Source organism: Anaerobacterium chartisolvens (assembly GCF_003337415.1).
Lineage (GTDB): Bacteria > Bacillota > Clostridia > Acetivibrionales > DSM-27016 > Anaerobacterium > Anaerobacterium chartisolvens.
Genome location: NZ_QPJT01000001.1, coordinates 266,515 through 284,555, shown reverse-complemented (window position 1 = coordinate 284,555; position 18,041 = coordinate 266,515). Strand labels below are relative to the sequence as shown.

At 44.3% G+C, this 18,041-nt stretch carries 19 protein-coding genes; 14 read left to right on the top strand and 5 right to left on the bottom strand.

The annotated features are described in order from the left end of the window. Positions 1-54: 54 nt before the first annotated feature. On the bottom strand, positions 55-699 hold the full coding sequence (locus DFR58_RS01350; RefSeq protein ID WP_114296006.1) for a superoxide dismutase: 645 nt from the start codon (positions 697-699) through the stop codon (positions 55-57). A gap of 198 nt (positions 700-897) precedes the next feature. Here DFR58_RS01350 and DFR58_RS01345 point away from each other — a divergent pair, with 198 nt between their 5' ends. The 8 genes from DFR58_RS01345 to DFR58_RS01310 all read left to right on the top strand — a co-directional run bounded on the left by DFR58_RS01345 (position 898) and on the right by DFR58_RS01310 (position 5,818). Then, positions 898-1,104 (top strand): DUF1657 domain-containing protein, encoded by a 207-nt coding sequence (locus tag DFR58_RS01345; RefSeq protein ID WP_114296005.1) that lies wholly within the window; start codon positions 898-900, stop codon positions 1,102-1,104. Positions 1,105-1,116: 12 nt separating this feature from the next. Beyond that, positions 1,117-1,977, top strand: coding sequence for a DUF421 domain-containing protein (locus tag DFR58_RS01340; RefSeq protein ID WP_114296004.1), 861 nt, complete (start codon positions 1,117-1,119; stop codon positions 1,975-1,977). Between the two features lie 13 nt (positions 1,978-1,990). Beyond that, complete coding sequence (gene spoVAC, locus DFR58_RS01335; RefSeq protein WP_114296003.1) at positions 1,991-2,470, top strand: stage V sporulation protein AC; 480 nt, start codon at positions 1,991-1,993, stop codon at positions 2,468-2,470. After that, a complete protein-coding gene (gene spoVAD / locus DFR58_RS01330) occupies positions 2,471-3,472 on the top strand; it encodes a stage V sporulation protein AD (RefSeq protein WP_114296002.1) in 1,002 nt (333 codons plus the stop codon). A gap of 14 nt (positions 3,473-3,486) precedes the next feature. Then, a complete protein-coding gene (gene spoVAE, locus DFR58_RS01325; protein ID WP_114296001.1) occupies positions 3,487-3,840 on the top strand; it encodes a stage V sporulation protein AE in 354 nt (117 codons plus the stop codon). 36 nt (positions 3,841-3,876) lie between these two features. After that, positions 3,877-4,083, top strand: coding sequence for a DUF1657 domain-containing protein (locus DFR58_RS01320; protein WP_114296000.1), 207 nt, complete (start codon positions 3,877-3,879; stop codon positions 4,081-4,083). A gap of 89 nt (positions 4,084-4,172) precedes the next feature. Further along, on the top strand, positions 4,173-4,991 hold the full coding sequence (locus DFR58_RS01315) for a hypothetical protein (protein ID WP_114295999.1): 819 nt from the start codon (positions 4,173-4,175) through the stop codon (positions 4,989-4,991). Further along, positions 4,988-5,818, top strand: a complete 831-nt coding sequence (locus tag DFR58_RS01310; RefSeq protein ID WP_114295998.1) for a transposase — start codon at positions 4,988-4,990, stop codon at positions 5,816-5,818. Before DFR58_RS01315 ends, DFR58_RS01310 begins: the two co-directional genes overlap by 4 nt. Positions 5,819-5,873: 55 nt before the next feature. Here DFR58_RS01310 and DFR58_RS01305 read toward each other — a convergent pair whose 3' ends face one another. The 4 genes from DFR58_RS01305 to DFR58_RS01290 form a co-directional block, all read right to left on the bottom strand. Continuing rightward, complete coding sequence (locus DFR58_RS01305; protein WP_114295997.1) at positions 5,874-7,028, bottom strand: glycosyltransferase family 4 protein; 1,155 nt, start codon at positions 7,026-7,028, stop codon at positions 5,874-5,876. A gap of 14 nt (positions 7,029-7,042) precedes the next feature. Further along, positions 7,043-7,630: a zinc dependent phospholipase C family protein gene (locus tag DFR58_RS01300; RefSeq protein ID WP_114295996.1), complete on the bottom strand. Its 588-nt coding sequence runs from the start codon at positions 7,628-7,630 to the stop codon at positions 7,043-7,045. Between the two features lie 234 nt (positions 7,631-7,864). Beyond that, on the bottom strand, positions 7,865-9,430 hold the full coding sequence (gene hcp / locus DFR58_RS01295) for a hydroxylamine reductase (RefSeq protein WP_114295995.1): 1,566 nt from the start codon (positions 9,428-9,430) through the stop codon (positions 7,865-7,867). A 46-nt stretch (positions 9,431-9,476) separates the two neighbouring features. Continuing rightward, the gene (locus tag DFR58_RS01290) at positions 9,477-10,175 is read right to left on the bottom strand and encodes an ATP-binding protein (protein WP_114295994.1); all 699 of its coding nucleotides are present in this window, start codon (positions 10,173-10,175) and stop codon (positions 9,477-9,479) included. A gap of 138 nt (positions 10,176-10,313) precedes the next feature. Between DFR58_RS01290 and DFR58_RS01285 the strand changes: the two genes are divergently transcribed. The 6 genes from DFR58_RS01285 to DFR58_RS22085 all read left to right on the top strand — a co-directional run. Next, the gene (locus DFR58_RS01285) at positions 10,314-11,006 is read left to right on the top strand and encodes a Crp/Fnr family transcriptional regulator (protein WP_114295993.1); all 693 of its coding nucleotides are present in this window, start codon (positions 10,314-10,316) and stop codon (positions 11,004-11,006) included. Between the two features lie 23 nt (positions 11,007-11,029). Beyond that, complete coding sequence (locus DFR58_RS01280; protein WP_114295992.1) at positions 11,030-11,524, top strand: HD domain-containing protein; 495 nt, start codon at positions 11,030-11,032, stop codon at positions 11,522-11,524. 632 nt (positions 11,525-12,156) lie between these two features. Next, on the top strand, positions 12,157-15,387 hold the full coding sequence (locus DFR58_RS01275) for a DEAD/DEAH box helicase (protein WP_114295991.1): 3,231 nt from the start codon (positions 12,157-12,159) through the stop codon (positions 15,385-15,387). 212 nt (positions 15,388-15,599) lie between these two features. Continuing rightward, the gene (locus DFR58_RS01270) at positions 15,600-16,418 is read left to right on the top strand and encodes a flagellin N-terminal helical domain-containing protein (RefSeq protein WP_114295990.1); all 819 of its coding nucleotides are present in this window, start codon (positions 15,600-15,602) and stop codon (positions 16,416-16,418) included. A gap of 392 nt (positions 16,419-16,810) precedes the next feature. Beyond that, a complete protein-coding gene (locus DFR58_RS01265; protein WP_114295989.1) occupies positions 16,811-17,629 on the top strand; it encodes a flagellin N-terminal helical domain-containing protein in 819 nt (272 codons plus the stop codon). A 202-nt stretch (positions 17,630-17,831) separates the two neighbouring features. Then, a partial coding sequence (locus tag DFR58_RS22085) for a flagellin N-terminal helical domain-containing protein (RefSeq protein WP_479722718.1) occupies positions 17,832-18,041 on the top strand: 210 nt, incomplete at its 3' end.

The following is an 18,041-nucleotide window of genomic DNA, read 5'->3' as shown; positions in this document are numbered from 1 at the left end:
CTGTAAAATCTTTATTGCTAAATATATATGCATACCTTATGCTCATAAGCGTGACTAAAGCGTCAGAGGAACATGTCCGTTCATGGCAAGAAGCAGCCTCCTTTCAACGTCGTACCAGTTCACGATACCCCACCACCTGTCAATATATTCCCCGCGCTTATTTTGATAATCGAGATAATAGGCGTGCTCCCAGACATCGCAGACAAGAATTGGGATTCCGCTCCACTGCGTCAAATTTTGGTGCTTTTGTGCCTGCAAAATTTCTACATGTCCCCACGAGGGCTGCCATGTCAGTACCCCCCAGCCTGACGCCTCCACCTTTTCTGTGGCATTTTTAAATTGCTCCTTAAAGCCTTCAAAGTTCCCGAAGTAGCTATTTATAGCCCCCAGTGTATATGGGCCGGGATACCCGCCCATTCCGGGAGGGGACATAGTTGTCCAGAGGATACTGTGAAGAATATGCCCGGAGCCGTTGAAGGCAAGCTCGTTTTCCCAGTATTTTATATATTCATAGTTATTGTTTTTCCGTGCCTCAACAAGATTTGTTTCGGCTCTGTTCAGCCCGTCCACATAGGCTTTATGAAGCTTATCATGGTGAATTTCCAATGTCCTCCTGCCTATTACCGGCTCCAGTGCATTATATGGGTATGGCAGAGGGGGCAGGCGGTGTTGTCCGGGTGGTATCATCATATATTGCATAACCTACTCCTTAATATATATAAAATATTTGCTGTAATATAGTATTCATAACCTGAAAAGTAAGTGCGCAGGGAAGCCGCTGTTATATTTACTTAAAGCCGGCGCAATTTTTAAAAAGGCCAAATATTGCATACAAATTAAATGAATTAAAAATAACACCAATTGAGAAAATAATACTGGAAAAGGAGGTAACTTTATATGACGGTAGCTTCACAGGTAAAACAAACGTTGGAAGGCTTAAAAAGTGTGCGGGGCACTTTGAGGATATACTCGGCACAGGAGCAGAAAGAAGAAGCTAAAACGGCTTTTAATGAAGCACTGGAAGTAACGGGAAGTGTTATTTGTGACCTTGAGAAAAGAGTACAGGTTCTGGAGCTTCAGGAGCCCCAATATAAAGGGAATTAATGGGGGATAGCTATGCAGATGTGGATACAGATTTTACTTAAGACGGCTTCATTGTTTTTTTTAACCCTCGTGCTGGTAAGGCTGATGGGAAAAAGAAGCATGGCCCGCATTACACCGTTCAGCTTTGTAAGCTATATAGTTATAGCTGCCTTCGCTGCTTTGATGTCGGTCAATATAATAACCAATCTGGCCTTTGGATTTATTTCCATGGGGGTATGGATTTTTCTTGTCATAGCATTGGAATACCTGTCCATAAAGAGTAAATGGATACATGATCTCGTAAACGGAAGGGAAACGGTACTTATAAAGAAGGGAAAGATTATGGAGGAAAATCTCATGCAGTCAAGGCTGACAGGTGAGGAGCTGCTGAGAGAGCTTCGATCTAAAAATGCATTTAATCTGGCGGATGTAGAGTTTGCGGTTATGGAGGCGACAGGAGAGGTGAATGTATTTCTTAAGGCTGACAAAAAGCCTGTAACACCTCATGACCTGGGTCAGAAGGTTGCTCCCGCAGCCGAGCCCCAGACTGTAATTATTGACGGAAATGTGATAAATGAGGCTCTGGCCTCTTTAAGCTTAAACAGGGAATGGCTGGAGCTGCAGCTGAAAAATCAGGGAGTATCTTTAGATAATGTATTCCTTGGACAGGCAAACAGCTCAGGAGAGCTGTATCTCGATCTTTTTGATGATTTTATAGAGCTTCCCAAGCCCAAAGTAAAGGAAATGCTGTACGCAAACCTTGAGAAGGCACAGGCCGGGCTTGCCATGTACTCCTTAGAAACCGAGGATCGCAATGCAAAAGCTATGTATTCAAGGAATGCAAAAAGGCTTAGGGAGCTTATGAAAAAGCTGGAGCCCTATTTATTAAGATAGAAGGTGATAAAGCATGTCGAGTAAGAAAAGAAAGAATTTGACACCTGTGCAGCAGCAATATCAAGATTTTGCGAAGGCCAGAGAACCCAAAATTCCCGTACTGAAAAATTGTATAAGGGCCTTTGTTGTGGGAGGAATTATCTGTACTATAGGACAGTGCCTCACCTGGGCGTTTATCAACTGGTTTGGCTTTGATGAGAAGACGGCGGGAAATCCCACGGCTGCGGTTTTGATTTTTATTTCCGCCCTTTTTACAGGACTGGGCTTTTACGATCACATAGCCCAGTGGGGAGGGGCGGGCACCGCCGTTCCCGTTACGGGATTTGCAAATACCATAACCTCTGCGGCGATTGAACACAAAAGCGAAGGCTTTGTACTGGGAGTGGGAGGAAATATGTTTAAAATTGCCGGACCTGTAATTGTTTATGGGGTCTTTTCTGCTTTTGTGGTTGCAATTGTAAGCGTGACTATCAAATGGTTGGGTGGGATGTAGATGATTAAAGGACATCAGACGTGGCTTTTTGAATCCAGGCCTGTCATAATAGGCTCGGCTGCGGTAGGAGGCTCTTTTGAAGCCCAGGGTGCTCTGTCCGGGGATTTTGATATGCTATACGACGACATATGGATGGGGCAGGATAGCTTTGAAAAGGCTGAAAAAAAGCTTATGGAGCAGGCGTGTGAAACTGCTATAAAGAAATCCGGCCTGAAGAAAGAGGATATACAATTCTTCATGAGCGGGGATTTGATAAATCAGATTATCGCCAGCAGCTTTACGGCGCGTACACTTGGGGTTCCTTATCTTGGGATTTATGGGGCCTGCTCAAGCTCAATGGAGGGGCTGGCGCTGGCCTCTCTTCTCGTTGATGGCAAGTTTGCGCAGAACGCTCTGGCTGCCACCTCAAGTCATAATTCAGCGGCGGAAAAGCAATACAGGTACCCGACGGAATACGGAGCGCAGAAGCCTCCCTATGCACAGTGGACGGTGACGGGAGCGGGAGCTGCGGTAGTGTCAAATAAGGGTGAAGGGCCGAGGGTTTTTGCGGCTACCATAGGCAGGGTTATAGATATGGGGCTGTCGGACCCCTTCAACATGGGAGCGGCTATGGCCCCGGCAGCAGTGGATACTATCGAGGCTCACTTCAGGGATTTGGGCATAGGCCATGAGCAATATGATCTTATTGCTACAGGGGATCTGGGAAGGGTAGGGCACAGGATTGCTTCAGATATGCTTAAAAAGCATGGAATTGAAATACCGGAGGAAAAGTTTACTGACTGCGGAATGCTTATTTATAAGGAAGAGCAGCCGGTTTTTTCGGGAGGAAGCGGGTGTGCGTGCTGTGCCACAACAACCTATGGACACCTGCTGAATCGCATGAGAAAACGAGAGCTAAAGAGAATTCTGGTTGTCGCAACAGGAGCTCTGCTGTCCCCCATGTCCTATCAGCAGAAGGAAAGCATACCGTGTGTAGCCCATGGAGTGTGTATAGAAATGTAAAAGGAGGTGGTAGGTTGGAGAAATTTATATGGGCATTTATTATAGGCGGACTGGTATGTGTTATAGGACAGCTTCTTATGGACGTGGTCAAGCTCACTCCGGCACATACCATGTGTACCTTGGTGGTAGCGGGAGCAATATTGGGCGGCTTCGGTCTGTATGACCGCTTTGTGGAATTTGCAGGTGCAGGGGTTTCTGTGCCTATCAGCAGCTTTGGGAATCAACTGGTAAAGGGTGCGTTGCAAGAAGCGGAGCAAAACGGAATAATAGGAGTATTGACGGGAATTTTTGAGGTGACGAGTGCCGGAATATCGGCGGCAATAATATTTGGATTTTTAGCGTCATTAGTATTCCGACCGAAGGGGTAGAAAACTAACCCCCCCCCCTTGAAGGGAGGTGAATTTATGACAGTAGGCACTCAGATGCAAAAGGCTATGGCAACGGTACAAAGCGCGGCGGCAACCATGAAAACCTTTGCCCTTGAAACGCAGGATCAGCAAGCAAAGCAAACATTTCAAAGCCTTGCAAAAACCTTTGATGATGCTTTAAAAACTCTGGAGGGAAGAAATCAGTACGTCCTGAAGCAGGAGCCCCAGTACAGGCAGCAGTAGCACAAAAGCAAAAGGGCCGGAACACACAAGCTTTCGGCCCTTTTGCCATTTATTTTACATAGGCATAAGGAAGAGGGTGTTGGTATATTATGGGGCTTAAGGAAGCTGATATTAAGGCCGATATTGAGGAGTTCAAGAATGCATTATTCACCAAAAAGGTAAGGTATAACGATCTTGAGGGGATTTTAAAATACAGGTTCATAAAGGTGCTGGACCAATCTCTTTCCCGGTATGGAACCATATTCGAGGAGGATTTAAGAAATATAAGCAATATCTACAGGGGGCGCAGGCTTAAGCCGGAAGATAGCTGTTTTACCAGTCCGGAGGATTTTGTACCTGACTGGAACAACAGAATGAACCCACCGGGATTTTTATACCTGGCCTTCACTCCTTCCCTAAAGCGGAGCGGGGTGATATATAACGCACAAAGGGCCTGTATTGAAGAGCTAAAGCCCTTAGCAGGGGAAAGATTCTCTGTTGCAAGCTTCAGGCCGGTAAAAGGCGGAGAGAAGAGGCTGATAAACCTGTGCAGGTACGATGGCTTTTCATATGAGGACATGCTTAAGGAGTGCGGTGGGGATGAAAGGCTTAAAAATTTAAAAAATGTTGATTCCTTAATAGGCTTCCAGAAAAGGTATATGGGTTTTTTGTCGGAGACAATATTCAAGCCCGTTGATGACAATGACAAAAAACAGCGTGACAGAGAATATTCTCTGACCCACGCAATGTCGTACTATTTTCAGCAAAAGGGCTATGCGGGAGTGATATACAAATGCACCAGAATGAATGATGACAGTGTAAGAAACCTCGCCCTGTTTGATATGGACGATGTGGAATGCTGTTGTGAGTATTCTCACTTTAAATGTTGTCAGAGGGACGGTTCTATTGACATAATTTTAGCGGTATGATAAATTTTACGCAAGGAGGTGTTGGTACTTTGCCCAGATACTCAAGAGTATTAAGTGAAACGAAAATTTATCATATCATGCTAAGAGGAAATAACCGCCGGAAAATATTTGCAGACGACGAGGATAAAGATAAGATTATAAGCACGCTGCATGAAAAAAAGAGAGACGGAGGCTTCTTGATTTATGCGTATTGCGTAATGGATAATCATATTCATCTTGTCATAAAACAAGAAAGCGATTGTCTTTCCCGGATTGTAAAGAGGATTGGCATCAGCTACGCATATTATTTTAATAAGAAGTACAGGCATACGGGACACGTATTTCATGACAGGTTTCGGAGTGAAACTGTAGAAAACAGCCGTTATCTGCTGGCATTAATAAGACATCTGCATCAAAATCCACTAAAGGCAGGAATAAGTACTATGGAGGAATACAAATGGAGCAGCTACAGAGAATATTTAAGCCGGGGAAAAGGACTTGCCGAAACTAAAGAAATATTTAAGCTTATATTGGATGATCGTAAAAGCACGATGGAGGAATTTATAAGGTTCAATCATGAGACAACAGAGGAGACATTCCTTGATGCGGGCAAGGTGGCAGAAATTGATGAAGCTGACGTTAAAGAATATATCAACGGCTTTTTAAAAGCCCACAATATGGAGATAGAGCAGCTTAAGGAAGCAAGAAAGAGGCATTTAACAAAAAAACTGGTAAAAGATTTACTGGAGAAATCAAGTCTTTCCAAAAGAGCCGTTGCCTTTGAATTGGGGCTGGGAAGAGAAACGGTGAGAAGGATTGCCCTATCCAAAGCACCGCTGTCCCCTTGACCCCTTCGTACGGAACGCCCCCTGTGGCGTTCCGCTCCCCGTGACCTTCTCCCCCCTAAGCGGGTGTTGACAGGCTTTGGCGGCAGCTCTTCAGAACTGAGTAATAGTCATATACCAATTGTCTGAAAACTTTATCCCAGGTTTTCTGGAGGGTATATTCCCGTGCGTTTTTGCTCATTGCTTCCGCAAGCCGGCGGTTCTCTAAAAGGTCTGCTATGCCGGCGGTAAAGCTTTCTGTATCTCTGGGCTTGCATAATAGCCCATTATACCTGTGAATTATATTATCCGTTACTCCTCCTGAATTTACGCCTATGACAGGAAGTCCCGAGGCCATTGCCTCAAGAATAACATTTCCGAAGGTTTCGGTGCCTGACGGAAAAACAAATATATCCGCGGATGCGTATGCCTCCGCCAGCCTCTCACCTCTTAGATACCCTGTAAAGCAAACATTTGCCGGCGCACCCGTTTTTAGCTTTTTTGACATTGGGCCGTCTCCCACTATCACAAAGCGGGCCTTTTCGGGGTAGAGCCTGTTTATATTTTCTATGCTGTCCATGAGGATATCCAGATCCTTTTCCGGCGCGAGCCTTCCTACATATAAAAATGTTGTCGGAGTATCCAAGGAGATGCCCTGCTTTGAAGGAAGGTGTCCTTGCCTTGCGGTATACTTGCCGGTATCAATGCCCCTTGACCATATTTTTAAATTGTTTATTCCCTTGCTTTCAAGTGTTTTTGCAGTGTCATACGAAGGACAGAAATTCACACTGCAGAAGCTGTGGAACCATCTGAAAAAGTTCCACACCATTTCTTCCAGATATTCAAACCTGTAATATTTAAGATAAATATCAAAATTGGTATGAAAGGAAGACACTACCGGGATATTTCTTTCCCGTGCATATCGAAGCCCCATTAAGCCTATACCAAGAGGGGTCACCAGATGAACTATGTCGGGGCTGAAGCTGTCCGCCACTTTGCATAAATTGGAATACATAGGAATGGAAAGCCTGCATTCGGGGTAGATGGGAAAGCTTACACTGTTAAAACGGTAAACGGGGCTTTTGGGGGGTCTCTCTATTTTAGATAGATACTGGGGTGCAAAAAACATATGCTTTATGTCTTTAGACACAAGGTAATCGCCCAGCTTTTCCAGAGTGTTGGTTACGCCATTTATTTGAGGCATAAAGGTGTCGGTAAAGTATGCGATTCTCATAAAGGTTATCTCCTTTAGGCAGCTAAAATTATTTCTTTAAATGCACATGGGACTAAAATTGACAGGCATATTGAAGCGGATGCCTTAACAGCATAAGACATATCCAGCTCATAGCACGGCGCTTTGCCCATATATTCTTCACAAAGGCTTTCTATATAGCTGCACAAGGAATTAAAATTGTTTGAAATATATACGCAGTCGCTGAAAATGCATTTGTGTATTTTTTCCGGATTTATTCTGCAATACGTAAAGAGGTCTAATTCGTATAAATAGTGTGACAGCAGTCCTCCGTTAAAATGCTTTGAGTGAGCATAGCAAAAGTAGTCCGACAGATAGTGGGATATAACGCCCAGATCCTCGGAAAATTTTCTTGTGCCTATGACAGAGCTGTCAGTTTCTATTTGTTCCATAAGCGTTTGTATTTTTTTGCATATAAAGCTGAATGAACAATCCTTGAAATGAGGTATCCTTACCAGCCCGGGACACACATCCGGCTTGATATTGCCATAAAGGAAGCCCGCTATGTCAAGCCTCACGGAAAGCTCGCGCTCTGCGGCCCTATGGACGGCTTTGGCTATTCCAAGGTGTGTAAAAACTGTCATAGTATATTCCTCCAGTAAATTTTGTTTAATAATATCAGTATACTCCGGGAGGATTATGATTTTTTTATATTGAGATTAAAATTATGTTAGGAAATACAACAACCTTACATCTGTATTTCCCTGACAGACAAATAATCACCCCCTGACCGAATCTTTTCAAAAGAGACGGGCAGGGGGTGAGCATAGCGTGCCTTTTCTTACTCCTGCATTTTAATACCTGCTGCCGGCAAGTCCTTAGCCCAAAATGGCTTTCAAGTCCTCATCGGGAGTAGATATCGGCTTTAGGGCAAACTTCTCAACCAGTACCTGAAGTACATTTGAGGAGAAAAATGCCGGAATTGAAGGTCCTATATATATATTCCTGACTCCAAGAGCCAAAAGCGTAAGAAGTATGCATACGGCTTTTTGCTCGTACCATGAAAGAACCAGCGTCAGCGGAAGCTCATTCACCCCGCATTTGAAAGCATCCGCGAGGGCCAAGGCCACTTTTATCGCCGAGTATGCGTCATTGCACTGACCCATGTCCATAATGCGCGGGAGTCCGCCTATCTCGCCTATATCCAGGTCGTTGAAGCGAAACTTGCCGCAGGCAAGCGTCAGGATTACCGTATCCTCAGGGGATTTCTGTACAAATTCCGTATAGTAGTTTCTTCCGGGTCTGGCTCCGTCGCAGCCACCCACTAGGAAGAAATGCTTTATGGCTCCTGCCTTTACTGCGTCAATAACCTTGTCTGCCACTCCAAGCACAGTACCGTGGGCAAAGCCTGTGGTAAGAACCGAGCCTCCGTTAATTCCGGTAAAATTCATATCCTGATCCCAGCCGCCCAGATCCAATGCCTTTGAGATTACAGGAGAGAAATCCTTTTGTCCGCCTGTGCCCTCGGGTATGTGCTTAAGGCCGGGATATGCCACAACCGCTGTTGTAAATACCCTATCAGAATAGCTTGCTTTTGGAGGCATAAGGCAGTTGGTGGTAAAAAGGAAGGCGCCGGGAACATTTTCAAATTCCTTTTGCTGATTCTGCCATGCCGTGCCGAAGTTGCCCTTTAAATGAGAATATTTCTTAAGCATGGGGTAGCCGTGTGCCGGAAGCATTTCACTATGTGTATATATGTTAATGCCCTTACCCTCAGTTTGCTCCAGAAGCTGCTTTAAATCAAGGAGGTCATGCCCGCTGACAACTATAAAGGGGCCTTTTTCTACATTTGTAGTTACCTTTACAGGCACGGGGTTCCCATAGGCAGAGGTATTGGCAGCATCCAGCAGAGCCATGCATTTTAAATTTACTTCTCCAAACTCCATAAGCAGTCCAAGCCATTCCTCCACCGAATGATCCTGTCCTATCGCGCGCATACCCTTATACAGCCATCCTGTTACCTCGGAATCCTCCTTGCCCAGAACATATGCGTGCCATGCATATGCCGCCATGCCCCTTAAGCCCAGAAGAAGGGTTGAACGGAGGGATACAATATCTTCGTTTCCTCCCCATAGGCTGCCGGAAGAAAAATTTTCCGCCCCGCCAAGCTTATCCTTTTCCTTGTTTACAAGGCTTTTTAAGCATTTTATGCTGTCACAGTCAAAGCTTACATTTGTTACGGTGGTGAAAAGACCCTGCATCATGAGCTCGTCTGCGGCTCTTCCGGGATTTTTACCTTCCGATGCCCGTGCGAGGCCAATCAGCGCGCACGTCAGATCATCCTGACTGTTTGACACATCAGGCTTCTTGCCGCATACTCCTGATTTTGTACAGGCCTTTCCTCCCGCAGTCTGCTCACATTGAAAACAAAACATATTATCCATAATTTTTTACTCCTTCTATTTTTATTTTATTTAAACTTTTACTTTATCAGCTAACAATATTTCCGTCGGTACCTATTACGCTAATGCTCCACGGAATCATTTTTCCGCTGGACAGCAAGGCGTTTTTAACAGCCTGAACTATACCTCCGCAGCATGGCACCTCCATGCGGACAACGGTTATGCTTTTTATTTCATTATGAATCAGTATTTGAGCAAGCTTATCCGAGTAGTCAACCGAATCCAGCTTTGGACATCCTATAATTGTTATTCTGTTTCTCATAAATTCACTGTGAATATTGGCGTATGCGTACGCTGTACAATCCGCGGCGATTAAAAGGTCTGCGTTGTCAAAATACGGAGCATTTACAGGCACAAGCTTTATCTGGCACGGCCACTGTCTGAGCTCCGATTCCATGGAGGTATCTGCTTTTGCCTGCGCCACGGTAGTCACCTTTCTGTCTATCCTTCTTGCATTTGATCCTGGGCAGCCACAGGGAATGGGATCCCTCTTCTGCATATTTATTTTTACCGCCTCCTCGTCATATTCAGGCGCTTCTCTTTCTTCAATTGTAATAGCTCCTGTGGGGCACTCAGGAAGACAGTCGCCCAGCCCGTCACAGTAAGATTCGGATATAAGCCTTGCCTTTCCGTCAACAAGAGCGAGCGCGCCCTCATGACAGGCATTTATGCAAAGAGAACAGCCATTGCATTTCGATTCATCTATTTTTACAATTTTTCTTTTCATAGCGGTATAAATCTCCTTTCTTTGTTGTTGGCATGAATATTAACAAATTTGCCTTGATGGCCTTATTATAGTATAATTAAAATCAAAAATCGGTAGCCACGGATACCAAAATACAGCCTTAAAATAAAGGATGACCAAATGATTGATAAATATAGAGAAGTTTTATGCCGGGTAAGCTTATTTAACGGCATTTCACATTGTGATTTAGCAGTCATGCTTGATTGCTTGAAACCTAAAACATGTAAATATAGAAAAGAAGAGATGATAGCATGTGCCGATGACCCGTTTGAAAGCATAGGCATTATTCTGGAGGGAGAGGCTGCCGTAATTAAGGAAAATGCCGCGGGGAGCAGGGCGATGATGACGCTTTTGAGGCCATCCGATATATTCGGGGAGATGGCTGTATTCTCGGGAAGGCCGGTATGGCCTGCAAGCGTGGTGGCCAAGCAGACCTGTGCCGTGCTTTTTATACCCCGGCAGAATATAGTGGGCGAGTGCAGTCAGACCTGCGCAAGACACAGGACTATGATATTCAATATGCTTAAGATTATATCCGAAAAGGCCCTGATGCTTAACAAAAAGGTTGAATACCTAAGCATAAAAAGCATGAGAGGCAAGCTCTGCACTTTTATAATGGAGCAATATAAAAGAAGGGGAAGCCTCACATTTATGCTTCCCATGAACAGAAATGAGCTGGCTGATTTTCTAAATGTGTCCAGACCCTCCATGTCGAGGGAGCTTTGCCGTTTGAGGGATGAGGGAATAATTGACTTTCATTTGTCGTCTGTAAGGGTTTTAAATGTTGAGCTGCTTAAAAGCATGGCGGAATAAACTTATTTAAGGAGGACTTTATTATGGTGCAGGAGGTTATTTTTAAAATGATAGGCTATTTCAAGGAGGATGCCCGCAGAATCGGCCATGCGCTTAAGGTGTATGGCTTTGCGTGCGCCATAGCGGGGCAGGAGGGCATGTCCTGCGGTGAAGCGCGTACTCTCCAGCTGGCGGCGGTATTGCACGATATAGGCATTCGGGAGGCTGAAAGGAAGTTTAATTCTACGGCGGGAAAGTATCAGGAAATGGAGGGGCCGCCTATAGCCGAGAAAATTCTTGCCGAATGCGGGGTGGAGGACGAGGTTGCAGGAAGAACCTGCTTTTTGGTGGGAAATCATCATAGCTACACAAAGATAGATGGGCTTGATTTTCAGATTCTTGTAGAGGCCGACTTTATTGTCAATATTCAAGAGGACGGTATGGATAAGGACATTGTTAAAAGCATAAGGGACAAATACTTCAAAACCTCCGCCGGAAAAAACATTCTGGATTCTATGTACCTGTCCGCCGCTGTATAAAGGCACTAAGCCTAAAAAATAAATTATTTATTAAATTTAAAATTTATTGTATAATTTATATTGGTGAGGTAAAAAATATAAGTAATGATGGGTTAAAATAGCTTTAAGCTAATCTCATGCTCTCATCATGTATGCCCCGGGCTAATCCCCGGGGCTTTTGTACGGACTTTAGGAGAAATATAGATGTATTCCTTACGGGCCAAAAAAATTTCTTCCATCAAATTATATCCTCCATGTAAAATCTTTATTGCTAAATATATAGAAATATGCCGATAATATAATTGGTGATGCGATATGTGGATACTTCCCGTAGCAAGGATTACAAATGACAATCAGGTATGGATATACAGAAGGAAGGATTTATATAAGCCATTCAGAAAAAAAACAAAAGAAGAAAAAACATTTTCTGAAATATATGAGAGTAAAAGAGGAGCCTGCCGATAACGGCAGGCTTCTCTGATGCTATCTAAGAGTGCTTTTTAGCATATCCTATGTTTTGACAGATGCCTTGCGGACTGGTAAAATAAACTCAGTATAGCCTATATAAAGACCTCTTAGGGAATATTTATTATGATAAGCTTTAATTGGAGAAAGAATAGTCTTTTCCCGGAGCCATAAAAAAGGAGCAAATTGTGTTTAATATTTCATATGAAAGTATTTCCAAGCTTGCAACGCCTGCTGCTTATAATAGGGGTAAGGAATATTATGAGTGGCAAAGGGTAAAATCGGTAAGCTTTATTCAGGATAAAATTATTTTTGATGCCTCTGTTGTGGGCAGAGATGTCTACAGTGTTCAAATTCAGTTTGACAGCAGTGGGAGTATTTACAACGCTCATTGCAATTGCCGGGAATATGAATGCCAATCCTGCATATGCAAGCATATTGTGGCTGTACTGCTGGTAATTAAGAGCAAGCAGGAGCAGGGCTTCTTTGACGGGCTGGGCTCAAGACAGATATCCGGACAGATATTTGATTATTTTCAGAACATGCCTGTCTCAAACAGGAGTGAAGTAATGCTTGAAACTACGTATAAGTTTCAAAAGAGAGCGAGGGGACCTTCAGGCACTTACTCAGCCCTGAGCTTTAGGTTGGGACAGGATAATCTTTATATGATAAGAGAGCTTAAAAGCTTTTTTCAAAGCATGGAAAGAAATGAGCCGGTGGTTATGGGCAAGGGCTTTACCTTCAACCCCTTGAAGCATTGCTTCAGAGATCGGGATCTGCCTGTGATTAATCTGGTAAAGGAGCTCTATGAAGCGGAGAATACAAGTGCCAAGGTTCACCCGGGACATGGCAGGGCAAGCCTTTTTAGAGACAGAGATGTAGTCATGCCCTCGGCGGTGGCGGCAAGGTTTTTTGAGCTTATGGGAGATAAGCCTTTTAAAGCAGTGGTTAATGGTGTGGCGTATGATGAAATGACGGTTAAACAAGAGGATTTTCCGATAAAATTTATTATAAGCATGGAGGGCAAAAGCCTGGATTTGAAAATAGACTGTGACGAGCAGCTTATGCCCATTACGGAAGAGGGAGAATACTTTTTTTCAGAGGGAAGCATATATAAGACGTCAAAAAAGCAGCAGGAAAGCTTTAAGCCGTTTTATATAGCAATTCTGGGACTGAAGGACAGGGTGGTAAGCTTCTACGGATGGGATAAGGAAAGATTTGTGTCTGAGGTGCTTCCTTTCGCGCGGAATGTGGGAGAGGTTATAATCCATGAAAATGTGCTGAAGGCTATGGAAAAAAGAGAACTGATCGCGGAGATATATGTTGACCGGATAGAGTCCGCTATTTCGGCAGAGTTAAGGTTTATATACGGTGAAAGAATAATAAACCCCTTCAAGGCGGAGGAGAAAAAGCCCGAGCATGTGGGTAAAATCCTTGTAAGAGATATGGAAAGAGAAGGAGCAATCCTTGACATTCTGGGGGAGTCTGAGTTTAAGGTTCTAAATGATCAGATATACATGGAGGACGAGGATAACATCGCTGATTTTGTATTCAATATAATACCCTCACTCCAAAAATATTGTAATATATATTATTCGGAAAGCTTTAAAAAAACGGTTGTGAAGAATAACGTTTTTTGGAGTGGGAAAATGAAGCTTAATACCAGGACAGATTTTCTGGAAATAAGCTTTGATACGGAAGGAATAGAGAAATGTGAGCTTGCAGGGCTTTTGGAGGCGATAAAAGCAAGCAAGAGGTACTACAGACTCCGGGACGGGGCCTTCCTGAGTCTGGATACAGATGGGCTCAGATCCGTTGCGGCGCTGACGGAATGTCTGGAGCTTGATGCGTCTTCCTTTGAAGTAGGGCTTGTAAAGGTGCCTAAGTATAAAGCCCTGTATATAGAGAAGCATTTGGACATGCAGGCATACAACGATATTGAAAAGGACGAAGCCCTGGTGGAATTTGTAGAAAGCGTTTCCCGCTCTTCGGACAGTGATTTTGTGATGCCGCAGGGCATAAATGCAACGTTAAGGGAATACCAGAAAATAGGCTTTAAGTGGCTTAAAAGCATGTGCAGATGCGGATTGGGAGCAATACTGGCAGACGATATGGGGCTGGGTAAAACACTTCAGGTAATAGCTCTGCTCATGTCCGAAAAGGAGGAAAAAGGTGCATCATCCTCGCTGGTTGTTGTGCCTACCTCTCTTTTGTACAACTGGCAGTCGGAAATAGAAAAATTTGCCCCCGGGCTTACCTGCATACTGATTGCCGGAAGCAGGGACGAGAGGCAGGATCAAATTAAAGCAATAGCACAATATGATATTGCCATAACCTCCTACCCGCTGCTGCGAAGGGATATACAGCAGTACGGGGATATGAAATTCCGCTATTGCATACTGGACGAGGCACAGCATATTAAGAATCCCGGTTCCCAAAATGCCAGGGCCGCCAAGCAAATAACAGCCCGGAACAAATTGGCGATGACGGGAACTCCAATGGAAAACGCACTCGATGAATTGTGGTCGGTATTTGACTTTATACTTCCGGATTATTTGTTTTCATACAGCCGTTTTATGGAAAGGTATGAAAAACCCATTGTGAGAGAGGAAAGCATGGAGGCTATGGAGGAGCTGAGGAGGCATATAAAGCCTTTTATACTGCGCAGGATTAAATCGGAGGTCTTAAGAGAGCTGCCGGAAAAGATAGAGCACAGGATAGACGCGCAATTGGGAAAGGAACAGAAAAAGCTCTATCTGTCGTATTTGCACAGAATAAGGAATGAGCTTGAAGGTGACATAAACCAGAGTGGCTTTGAGAAAAACAGGATCAGGATATTAGCGGCATTGACAAGGCTAAGGCAAATATGCTGTCATCCCTCAATATTTATTGAAGACTTTCAGGGGCAGAGCGGTAAAATGCTGCTGCTTCAGGAGATAATTGACGAATCTGTGTCAGGCGGGCATAGAATACTGTTGTTCTCCCAGTTCACGCGTATGCTGGATATAATAAGACAGTGGCTGGGACACAGGGGAATAGGGTATCTGTATCTGGACGGTTCGGTGAAGGCTGCCGAAAGGTCGAAAATGATATCGGATTTTAATGCCGGACAGGGCAGCGTGTTTTTAATCTCTCTCAAGGCGGGAGGCACCGGCTTAAACCTTACGGGTGCCGATACGGTGATACACTATGACCCCTGGTGGAATCCCGCCGTTGAGGAGCAGGCAACCGACAGGGCATACAGAATAGGCCAGATGAAATCGGTGCATGTGATGAAGCTCATAACAAAAGGTACAATAGAAGAGAAGATCTATAACCTTCAGGAGAAAAAAAGAAGGCTTATAGATTCTGTTATACAGCCGGGGGATACGGTGATTTCAAAAATGACCCCGGAGGAAATAAAATCTCTCTTTGAGTAGCGATTCCAGAGTAAGGTCCTGCTTGCAAAAACAGGTACGAGGTAATGCAAATACGGTACGTCAGACCTATGTAAGTGAGAAAGATTGTTTACGATAAATCATTATGACAGGGCAATTGTGTTAATAAGCTGAGTGGCCATGAGGCTTATTATATTAAAGTAAAAGCAGTGAAAAAGGAATTTCACAAAACAAAAAGTCATGGAGGTAATGATATGATAATCAATCACAATCTGGCGGCAATGAACTCCCACAGGCAGCTTACCATCAACAACGGATATCAGGGCAAATCCTTAGAGAAGCTGTCTTCGGGCTACAGGATTAACAGGGCAGGCGACGATGCCGCAGGCCTTGCAATCTCTGAAAAGATGAGGGCGCAAATAAGGGGCTTAAATCAGGCATCCAGAAACTCACAGGATGGGGTATCGCTTATACAGACGGCAGAGGGAGCGTTGAACGAAACCCACAGCATACTGCAGAGGATGAGGGAGCTTGCGGTTCAGGCTGCCAACGGCACCAACGACACTGTTGACACCGGGTATCTGCAGCAGGAGGTAGAGCAATTGAGGGCGCAGATAGACACAATAGCCGACGGCACACAGTTTAACGGCAAAAAGCTTCTGGACGGAAGCCAGTTAACCGGGCTGACACTGCAAATCGGTGCAAACGCGGATCCCTCAATTGATCAGGTAACTATAGGCATAGGAAATATGGGGTCGGTATCATTAGGAATAAGCACCGTGGATATTTCAGCGACGCCTACAGATGCCATAACTGCCGTTGACGCGGCATTGACTCTGGTATCGGCGCAGAGGTCAAGCCTTGGAGCATATCAGAACAGGCTTGAGCACACAATAGCAAACACAGACAACGCCGCAGAAAATTTGCAGGCGGCAGAGTCGAGAATAAGAGATGTTGACATGGCAAAGGAAATGATGAATTACACCAAAAACAACATACTTATACAGTCTGCCACCGCAATGCTGGCGCAAGCGAACCAGCAGCCCCAGTCGGTACTTCAATTGCTCAGGTAAGAATTCATTAAATTCACAAAAGATAAAAAGGGTGTCTCCAAAAGAGGCATCCTTTATTTATTGCAAAGCGACTGAAACCACAGCCTCATAATAATAGGCCTATAGGCCTATTATTATGAGGCTGTGGAACTATATGCGGAGCTTTATTTTCATACGATAAAAATTGTAAGAGAAAATAATTTATTCTATAAAAAATTTATAAATGTTCTATTGGGCTTATTCAAGGCTATGCTTTTATCATAATCTCATACCGTAGGCTTTTACTTTAAACACAACAAAAAGAAGTTCTTAAATTACAGCTAATAAGCCGAGTGGCCATAAGGCTTATTATAAAAAGCCAAAAAGGGGCGGAAAAGGAAGTCCGTCCAAGTAAAATTCAAGGAGGTAATGATATGATAATCAATCACAATCTGGCGGCTATGAATTCTCACAGGCAGCTTACTATTAACAGCGGCTTGCAGAGCAAGGCACTGGAAAAGCTGTCGTCAGGCTACAGGATCAACAGGGCGGCAGATGACGCGGCAGGTCTTTCAATCTCAGAAAAAATGAGGGCGGAGATCAGGGGCTTAAACCAGTGCGCAAGAAACGCACAGGACGGCATATCCATGATACAGACAGCCGAGGGGGCATTAAACGAAACCCACAGCATACTGCAGAGGATGAGGGAGCTTTCAGTGCAGGCAGCAAACGGCACTAATGGAATGGATGACACAAGCTATCTGCAAAGGGAGATAGATCAATTGAATGAGCAGATAGATACAATAGCCAAAGGTACAAAGTTCAATGGGCATGAACTGATTTCAGCTGAGAGGATGATAGAAATTATCATAGGACGTGGTGGTTCGATAAGCCCTCCGTACATCGGGCTGGAGGTAGGATTTAAAAGTGCCTCGGCAACCAGTTTGGGTGTTGGCACTGTGGATGTCTCTGTCAATCCGGTAAATGCCTTAGATCGTATAGACAGTGCCTTAAGTCAGGTGTCTTCCCAGAGGTCAAGTCTTGGAGCATATCAGAACAGGCTTGAGCATACCATTTCAAATTTACTCAACACCTCGGAAAACCTTCAGGCGGCAGAGTCGAGGATAAGAGACGTTGACATGGCAAAGGAAATGATGAACTACACCAAGAACAACATATTGATTCAGTCCGCCACCGCAATGCTGGCGCAGGCAAACCAGCAGCCCCAGTCAGTGCTTCAATTGCTGAGGTAAGCAGACTGTTAAAAGGATAACAAAAACAGGGCCCATAATAATGAGGCTTAAGTCCTATTATTATGGGCCTATAGACCTATGCAGGCCTATGGTGATATAGACGATAGATTAATAGAGACAACAGCATTTTAGCGTGCTGTACTTATTTAGGAAAAATGGCGGAAAGGGAATTCCGCCAAATAAAAATCACGGAGGTAATATTATGATAATTAATCACAATCTGTCGGCAATGAACTCCCACAGGCAGTTGACAATCAACAACGGCTATCAGGGAAAGGCTCTGGAGAAGCTATCCTCAGGCTACAGGATCAACAGGGCCGGTGACGACGCGGCAGGGCTTGCAATATCCGAAAAGATGAGAGCGCAGATAAGGGGCTTGAATCAGGCATCCAGAAACTCACAGGACGGAGTA